Here is a 5,451-nt window from a genome sequence, read left to right on the forward strand (position 1 = left end):
GGCCAGTTCTCGGCTGTTGCACTCTCACGTCGGCGTATCCGCTTTGTGAAGCTGCGTGTTGATGCAAGTCAAGGTTGTCAGCCGCTACGCAGACCTACGCAGATACATAGACGCTAGAACGCCTGCGATGAAATTTCGTCGCGCGGCGTCATAGAGGAGTAAAGTGCTATGAAATCTGCGACACAGAAATCCTTAAACGACGCCCCTGGAGCAAAGGGGTATTTTCGTCGGACGCTTGCCGCGCTTGGTATGGCGGGCGAGGACCGCACACGGACATCTTCTGTCAGTTACGCTAGTTTCAGCTGGATACGGATCGTTTTCGGTATCGTGCTGATCTATGACTCTTGGACCTCGCTGAGTTGGCAGCACAAAGTCGCGTCGGCTCAGGCGCTGGGGCTGCCGACCTCAAGCCCGTTTCTTCATCTGCTGGTGATTATTCTGGCCTTCGTGGAGTTGGCCGTCGCACTGTCGATCCTTTCAAACCGCGGTGTCATCCCAATGAGTTGGGTCGGGATTGGCTATGCCGCCTTCGTCTGGATCGTGTTCCAACATGGGGGAGATTTCGGGCAAGACGGAACGGATCCCGGTGTCGCGCTTCCTTACATCGTGATGTTTCTGTTCCTCATCGGCGTTGAGCGTTTGCGCACCGTTCCGGATGTGTCGAATAACGAGTTGCTGACACTCGCGCGAAATGGCTTCGGGTTGCTATGGGGGTATGATGCCTTGCTGAAGTTTCAGCCCTATTTCCTGAACCACTTCACGGATTTTCTCACCTCTGCACAGACGGACATGCAAGGAACCTGGACTGCAAGCTATGACCAGCTGTTTCTGGTCATAACCAACGCCATGGGGCCACATCTGGTCGCAGTTCTGGTGGCGCTTACCGAGGCACTGGTGGCGGCGTCCCTGATCAGCGGTCGCGGGTTGAGGATTATGGCACCGATCGGGTTCCTGCTATCATTCGCGATCTGGAGCACTGCCGAAACCTGGGGCGGTCCCTATAGCCTGGGTGTGTCGGCCGAGGCGGCTCAGATGTTTGGCACAGCGACGATTTACATGATGGCCTTCTTCTACATCATGACACTTTACAATCCGCTTGATTTGCTACGGGCAAGACCACGCGTGTTGGGCTGATAGTGCAAATCAGCGGTTCCGTTAGCGAGGAATTCAACCACGGAGCCCGCGCGCAGCAGTTTCTCATGGGCGCCATCGTGGGCGCCCAATCCTGTAGGCCAGAAGCGTCATGCGTCTGATGCAAGCGCAATGGGAAACACCTCGCCGCCGAGTTGAGATGGCTCCGTCTGGTGTCAAGCCAAGCGGGGCTCCAGTGAGCGCGCTGCCGACGTAACCTGTGATTGAAGGGCCCACAGCGGTCCTTCATGCCCGATGCCGCGAATGTCCTGTGTGAATGGCTCCTGCATAGCAAGACATTTGTGATCTGATTTGTGCATTTGTCAGAAGCAGTCATGTGCAGGGCTGATCCTCCTCCACTGAACTGGTCCGCCGCTATAGTTAGGAAACGGAGGATCGGAGATGGGCATCAAACGACACAAACCGGAAGAAATTGTCACGAAGTTACGGCAGGTTGAGGTGCTGTGCGGCTAGGGAATGCCGCGCGTTGATGCCATTCGACAGGTGCAGATTACAGAACAGACCTTCTATCGCTGGCGCAAGCAATATGGCGGTATGGGAGCTGACCAACTGAAGGACGTAAAATGCCTTCAAAAGGAGAATGACCGATTGCGCCGAGCGGTATCTGACCTGACATTGGACAAGCTGATCCTGACGGAAGCTGCACGGGGAAACGACTGAGCCCCTCGCGTCGTCGCGCCAGCATCGACCACATCCGCAGTCACATCAGGGCGTCGGAACGGCGGGTTTGCCGTGTTTTGGGGCAGCACCTGGTCTGCCCCCATCGAGTGGTCCGGTTTGAATGTTAGTGCATCGTTGGCCTCTGGCCCATCGGGACGGTGCTTTTAGGCGCTGGCGGCCGGTATCCCAAGGCGCTGTGCGGCCTGACGGTGTTGTAATGCCGACGCCATCTCTCGATCAGGATCTGAGCCTCGCGCAATGTGGTGAAGACCTCGCCATTAAGCATCTCATCCCGGAAGTGGGCGTTGAAGCTCTCGCAACATCCATTTACCCACGGTGAACCAGGCGCGATGAAGGCGGTTTTCGCGCCCACAGCTCCGATCCATGCCCGCTCCTTCTTGGCGATAAATTTGGCGCCATTGTCGGACCTTATGTATTCCGGCGGGCCGCGTAGAATGAACAGATCAGTCAAGGCGTCGACCACATCCGTTGAATTGAGCCCGCGTTTGACGCGGATCACCAGCGCCTCCTTCGTGAATTCGTCAATGATATTCAGCGTGCGGAAGATACGCCCGTCATGCGTCCGGTCCTGCACGAAATCATAGGACCAGACATGGTTCGGACGCTCCGGCCGAAGCCTCACGCACGACCCTTCATTGAGCCAGAGCCTACCCTTCTTGGTCTGCTTTTGCGGGACCTTCAGCCCCTCCCGTCGCCAAATCCGTTCGACCACTGCCCGGCAGTGGTTTGTTCGCAAACCACGAGAGGGGCGCTTGTGATTTACCTGCCAACCGCTGTTGTTCAGCAGCCCGGTGATCATGCGATACCCCCTCTCGGCGATACAGGCATCGCCTGCCGGGCAATGCATAGCGTCCGAACTCTTCGGCCAACGCGATGATATCCACGGTCAACCGTGCTTCGTGCGGCAGTCCCATGGGCACCCTGCGTTGCGTCGAGCGATGCTGACCCAATGTGCGACAAACCCTGCGCTCGGACACGCTGAGGGTTTGCCGCACATGCTCGATGCACTGCCTGCGGCGGGAAGGGTTTAGAAGTTTCCCCGCGCAGCCTCGGCCAGGATCATCTTGTCCAGCGTCAGATCCGACACGGCACGCCTAAGCCGGGTATTCTCAGTCTCAAGCTCCTTCAACCGCTTGAGCTGATCCCGGCTCATGCCACCATACTCCTTGCGCCACCGAAAGTAGGTCTGAACCGTCACGCCAATCTGACGCACGGCATCGGAAATCGAGTTGCCTTGCCCCTGCAAAACTTCTACCTGCCGCAGCTTCAGCACAATCTCTTCGGGTTTGTCTCTCTTTCCAGCCATCTCTGGTCCTCCTGAAATGGGATAATACTATCCCAAAAGGTGGACCACTTCAGTGGGGGCACTCCAGACGGAGGTGGATCTTGGTCGTGAAGCCACCTCTTGAGCGGCCAAAACCCTGTCGCGGAGCCCCCCTTAAGCGCCCGCTGCCTCCCTCTTGGGGCATCGCAAGGGCGATGCCCTGCCGGGCAATGGATGGTGAGCGCGGATAACGGTGCTGTCCACTGCCCGGCAGTGGTTTGCCTGCAAACCATGAGAGGGGATCTCTTGAAGGGCATCCGGCACGGCCCCACTGTGGTTCAGGGTGTCCATGATGTCCTCCCACAACCTGGAAGCGTCCAGCGTCGGAACTGCCGGTAGACGCTTGACCACTTGCCGAACTCTTCTGGCAAGTCACGCCACGGGGCTCCGGTGCGGGCGATCCAGAAAATCCCATCAAGAACAAGGCGGTGGCTCGTGGGTATGCGCCCGTTCAGGGCGCGGACAGCCAAGATGAACCGTTCAAAGAACGCCCACTCTTCGTCCGACATAAGGTCTCGTGCCAAGCTGGTCTCCATTGCAGATACCGCTTGAATCACGATCAGCCGCTCGTGGGAATCCCTTCTGTCAACAGGACCTAGGACGGGTGCGTGCGGCGGCGGTTCTTCGTTCCGCGCCCAAGTTCAAGAGCTACGCCGAGCTTAATGCTTGGCTCGCGGACCGCTGCGTGGCTTGGGCCAAGGCCAATCCCCATCAGGAGCTCAGGGACCAGACGAACTGGGACGTATTCCAAGCCGAGCGCGAGAGCCTCGTGCCCTATGTCGGCCCATTCGACGGCTTTCACGCAGTGCCAGCCTCGGTATCCAAGACTTGCCTCGTGCGGTTCGACAACAATCGCTCCTCCGTTGATGCGCGCGCCGTCGGGCGCCCGGTTGAGATCCGCGCTTATGCCGAGCGCATCGAGTTCTGGCAGGATGGCAAGGTCGTCTGTCAGCCCGTGCGCACCTTCGGGCGCAACAAGGACATCTACGATCCTCTGCATTACATCCCTGTTCTTGCGCGCAAACCGGGCGCCCTGCGCAACGGCGCGCCCTTTAAGAATTGGGATCTGCCGCCCGCGATCAAGCGTGTTCAGCGCAAACTCGGGAAGGTGCCGAACGGTGATCGGCAGATTGTCCAGATTCTGAGCATGATCCCTGCCGATGGGTTGGATGCTGTATAAGCTGCCTGTTCGGAGGCTTTGAAGGAGGGTGCTCCGGCAGCGGCCGTCGTCCTGAACATCCTGGCCCGCCATCGTGAACTACCACCGCCGCTAATGATAGCCACATCGGATGCTCTGCGTCTGGCCCGCGAACCAGTGGCCGACTGCAAACGCTACGACAGTCTGAGGAGACCAAACCATGGAAAGATCACAGGTGCTGGACGCGATGGGCCAGTTGAAGCTCTCCGGAATGAAGGCCGCTTTCGATGAGATCATCATCACGGCAGTGAAGCGGCAGCACGAGCCGCAGCAGATCGTCGGTGACCTGTTGAACGCCGAGATCAGCGAGAAGCAGGTACGTTCAATCAAGTATCAGCTGACCATCGCGCGACTGTCTTTGGCAAAGGAAGTCGATGAGCTCGCCTTCGAGGACACGCCTGTGAACGAGACGCTGGTGCGCAATCTGGCAACAGGTGACTTCCTCAATCAGCAGTGCAACGTCGTGCTGATCGGAGGCACTGGATCCGGCAAATCGCATCTCGCCGTTAGTATCGCACGAGCCTGCATACGACATGGCAAGCGCGGCCGATTCTTCAATGTTGTGGACCTGGGAACAAGCTCGACGCTGAGGCCCGCGCCGACCGGCAGGGGCGCACCGCGGACTTGCTGTGTCGCCTCGACTTCCTGATCCTCGACGAGCTCGGCTACCTGCCATTCGCTCAAACCGGCGGACAACTCCTCTTCCACCTCATCAGCCGGCTCTACGAGCGAACGTCGATCATCGTGACGACAAACCTCGACTTCGGCGAATGGGCATCGGTCTTCGGCAATGCGAAGATGACGACCGCGCTCCTTGATCGCCTTACCCACCATTGCGACATCGTCGAAACCGTCAACGAAAGCTGGCGGTTCAAGACCCGCGAGTGACAGAAGACCCGCTGGCCCGATACGGCTGCGCTGCGTGATGGCTACACCGCATTGGGTCAGCTTCCGTTGTGCCAGAGGGGGGCATTTTTGGGCTCTGACTCAATTTCTGTGGCGCGGTCATGCCGAATGCTGAAGGCGCGCCAGAAGAAGGTCGATACCTGCAGCGCCATACATCTGCCGTTTCAACATCTTCAGCCTGTTGATCTGG

At 58.4% G+C, this 5,451-nt stretch carries 1 protein-coding gene and 5 pseudogenes; 4 read left to right on the forward strand and 2 right to left on the reverse strand.

The features are described from left to right. Positions 1–168: 168 nt before the first annotated feature. Positions 169–1,134, forward strand: coding sequence for a hypothetical protein (locus AB4874_RS19720; RefSeq protein ID WP_368393295.1), 966 nt, complete (start codon positions 169–171; stop codon positions 1,132–1,134). A 399-nt stretch (positions 1,135–1,533) separates the two neighbouring features. Then, a pseudogene (locus tag AB4874_RS19725) lies at positions 1,534–1,901 on the forward strand (transposase); the annotation flags it as partial. 35 nt (positions 1,902–1,936) lie between these two features. Here AB4874_RS19725 and AB4874_RS19730 read toward each other — a convergent pair. Continuing rightward, positions 1,937–3,139 (reverse strand): annotated as a pseudogene (locus AB4874_RS19730) (IS3 family transposase). Positions 3,140–3,203: 64 nt separating this feature from the next. Beyond that, positions 3,204–3,693: pseudogene (locus tag AB4874_RS19735) on the reverse strand (IS5 family transposase); the annotation flags it as partial. Between the two features lie 66 nt (positions 3,694–3,759). Here AB4874_RS19735 and AB4874_RS19740 point away from each other — a divergent pair. Beyond that, a pseudogene (locus AB4874_RS19740) lies at positions 3,760–4,586 on the forward strand (Mu transposase domain-containing protein); the annotation flags it as partial. After that, positions 4,516–5,243, forward strand: a pseudogene (gene istB / locus AB4874_RS19745) (IS21-like element helper ATPase IstB). The pseudogenes AB4874_RS19740 and istB, both read left to right, overlap by 71 nt. Positions 5,244–5,451 lie beyond the last annotated feature (208 nt).

The organism is Thioclava arctica (assembly GCF_040892615.1).
Lineage (GTDB): Bacteria > Pseudomonadota > Alphaproteobacteria > Rhodobacterales > Rhodobacteraceae > Thioclava > Thioclava arctica.

Excerpts from the sequence above, each read along its gene's own strand:
- AB4874_RS19720 (WP_368393295.1), top strand. The coding sequence starts at position 169 with ATGAAATCTGCGACACAGAAATCCTTAAACGACGCCCCTGGAGCAAAG.